The 2,698-nt window shown below is 56.2% G+C and carries 3 protein-coding genes; all 3 read right to left on the reverse strand.

All coding sequences use genetic code 11. The features are described 5' to 3' along the window. Nucleotides 1-23: 23 nt before the first annotated feature. Nucleotides 24-1,475: an RNA polymerase factor sigma-54 gene (gene rpoN, locus Q0F21_RS06985; protein WP_297238601.1), complete on the reverse strand. Its 1,452-nt coding sequence runs from the start codon at nucleotides 1,473-1,475 to the stop codon at nucleotides 24-26. A gap of 97 nt (nucleotides 1,476-1,572) precedes the next feature. Then, nucleotides 1,573-2,244, reverse strand: coding sequence for a porin family protein (locus tag Q0F21_RS06990; protein ID WP_297238603.1), 672 nt, complete (start codon nucleotides 2,242-2,244; stop codon nucleotides 1,573-1,575). 229 nt (nucleotides 2,245-2,473) lie between these two features. After that, nucleotides 2,474-2,629, reverse strand: coding sequence for a 50S ribosomal protein L34 (rpmH, locus tag Q0F21_RS06995; RefSeq protein ID WP_026170497.1), 156 nt, complete (start codon nucleotides 2,627-2,629; stop codon nucleotides 2,474-2,476). Between the last annotated feature and the right edge of the window lie 69 nt (nucleotides 2,630-2,698).

Consider the following 2,698-nt stretch of genomic DNA (forward strand, 5'->3'; position numbering starts at 1 on the left):
TGGCAAATATCTCCAGTACAAATTTAGAATTCTTTTCTCAATCTTGCAACAGGGATCCCCATCCCATCCCTGTACTTAGCCACGGTGCGGCGAGCGACGTCGTAGCCTTGCTCCTTAAGCGCCTTACTGAGCGCCTCATCTGACAGCGGTCGACGTTTATCCTCCTCATCGATGATCTCGCGGAGGATCTGACGCACGTGCCGCGTGGATACCTCCTCACCGTCGTCCCGGATCGTGCCCTCGCTGAAGAAGTGGCGAAGGGGGAAGGTGCCGAAGTCGGTCTGCACATACTTCGTCGACGTGACGCGGGAGATGGTGCTGATGTCGTACCCGATGCGGTCTGCGACGTCCTTGAGGATCATCGGACGGAGCGTGGAGATATCTCCGCTGAGGAAGTACTCGCGCTGCATATCTACGATGCACATCATCGTCGACATTAGGGTCTCTCGTCGCTGGCGGATCATGTCCACGAACGTGCGGGCAGCATCGAGCTTGCCCTTGACAAACTTCCCCGCCTCCCTCTGCTCTCGCGGTAGTCCCCTCAGGTCGCCGGTGTAGGCACTCATCTCCTCCTCAAACTGACGATTGACCCGCACCTCAGGGATGTCGCCATTATTGAGCGTCACGATAAGGTCACCATTGCTCTCCGTGACGATGAAGTCAGGGATGACGGTCTGGGCATTGCCCTCCATCCTGGTGCCGAAGTCGAGTCCGGGGGTGGGGTTGAGGGAGACGATCAGTCTGATTGCCTCGCGGATCTGATCATCATCTGCATCGCAGGCCTCACTGAGAGCGGCGTAGTGACGCCTGGAGAGGAGGTCGAAGTGGTCGGTCAGCAGGCGCCTCGCAAGCCGAACAGTATCCGACTCCGGATCATGGCGCTCCAGCTGCAAAAGAAGGCAGTCGCGGAGATCCCTTGCCCCCACTCCTGCAGGGTCGAGCGTGCGGATCACCTCGACCACCGTCTCCACCTCATCGGGCGTGCAGTAGATCCCCTGATAGATCGCCAGGTCGTCCGCCAGCCCCTCGACAGTCTGCCGCAGGTAGCCGTCGTCCTCCAGACTGCCGATCACGAAGGTAGCTATCTGCCGCTGCTCCTCATCGAGATCGGTCATATAGAGCTGCCGACGGAGGTACTCCGTCAGCGTCGGCGTGTCGGCGAAGGGGATCTCCGACGCAGAGGCTCCCTCGGATCGGGCGCCGTACTTGTAGGCAGATCCGGGGATATCGTCTGCGTCGGTGTAGTCGCCGGCATCGATCTCTTCCGGGGATCGCTCCTCGGTGTCGGAGAGTTCCTCGTAGTCGTCCCTCTCCTCACTTCCCTCCTCGAGTGCGGGATTGCGCTCCAGCTCCTGCTTGATGCGCTGCGACAGCTCCGTCTGCGGGAGCATCACCATCTGCATCAGCTGGATCTGTCGGGCGGAGAGCTTTTGTCGCTGCTTTAGTTTCTGCTTATTTCCTCCTTGAGCTGCCATAGAGTGTCTGTCCTGTGGGACAAATGTACGAAGAAAAGGCGGGTCGCCTCCGATAAGAGACGACCCGCCTGTGCTATTACTGCTCTATCTAAGCGGATCAGAAGCGGTAGCCGACAGTAACGAAGAAGTTGCTATTGCGGATAGCCTTGTCCTCGTTACCCTTCTTCCAGTTGTCGTTACGGATATCACCGATACCGAACTGCGTACCTACACCTACCTGTAAGTGGTTGTACTCCACACCGGCACCGACCTGAGCACCCCAGTCGAGACGATTGAGGAAGCCGTTGTCCTGATCGAAGGGCTTGATGTCCTTGTCGGACTTACCATCGAAGCCAAAGAACTTACCCTCCATGGTAGTCTTACCTCCAACACCTACACCGAGGTAGGGACCTGCATTGACGAAGACACCGAGGTCATTGCCGAGGTCGAAAGCGAAGTTGGCGAGGACGGGGATGTCTACGTAGTAGAGATTGGTGGTGCTGCTGGCGGCGATCTTGTCGTCCTTCTTGATCTCACCCACCTTGTAGCCCTTCATAGCGAAGTCTACACCGGGCTGGATGGAGATACGGCTCATACCACCGTCATATACGGTGATGTCGGCAGCGACACCGGCACGAGCACCGTGAGCGATCTTGGTATCAAATGAGCTACCGGTGATATTGGCAGCCTGGTAGCCACCACGTACGATGAAGCCGATCTGAGCGTTGGCCGTTGCACCGAGGGCAAATACTCCGAGGAGTGAGCCGAGGATTACATTTCTTAGTTTCATAATCTTCTGTAGTTGTTTAGTGTCAAACTTAAGTCCAAGAGCCGACACTCAGACGAGATCTGTCGCTCTTGCGTAGAGCAAAGTTAGGGATAAATAGTGGGAAAGCAAGGGACACGCTATGGATACGGCGGAAACAACCTCATTATTACGCTTCTTTTAGAAAAAGTTAGACCTCGACCGACAGCAGTTGTCAGTCAAGGTCTATAAGCCTTTAGGGTCTACCCTCAGATCAGCGAGCGGAAAACTCGTCCGAGACACTCAGCTTGGCGCGACCCTTAGCACGACGGGCTGCCAGCACGCGACGACCACCGGCTGATGCCATGCGAGCGCGGAAGCCGTGCTTATTCTTTCTCTTAGTGTTGTGAGGTTGGTATGTTCTCTTCATATCGCTATTAACTCATATGCTCCTCCCTTCCATCGGAGCCGATGGTCAAGATCGCAGATTATTATATCC

The sequence above is a fragment of the uncultured Porphyromonas sp. genome, assembly GCF_934359325.1.
Classification (GTDB): Bacteria; Bacteroidota; Bacteroidia; order Bacteroidales; family Porphyromonadaceae; genus Porphyromonas_A.

Bases quoted from the DNA above. Each gene is read 5' to 3' on its own strand.
- Q0F21_RS06990 (WP_297238603.1), bottom strand. From the start codon at position 2,244: ATGAAACTAAGAAATGTAATCCTCGGCTCACTCCTCGGAGTATTTGCC.
- rpmH (WP_026170497.1), bottom strand. From the start codon at position 2,629: ATGAAGAGAACATACCAACCTCACAACACTAAGAGAAAGAATAAGCAC.
- rpoN (WP_297238601.1), bottom strand. From the start codon at position 1,475: ATGGCAGCTCAAGGAGGAAATAAGCAGAAACTAAAGCAGCGACAAAAG.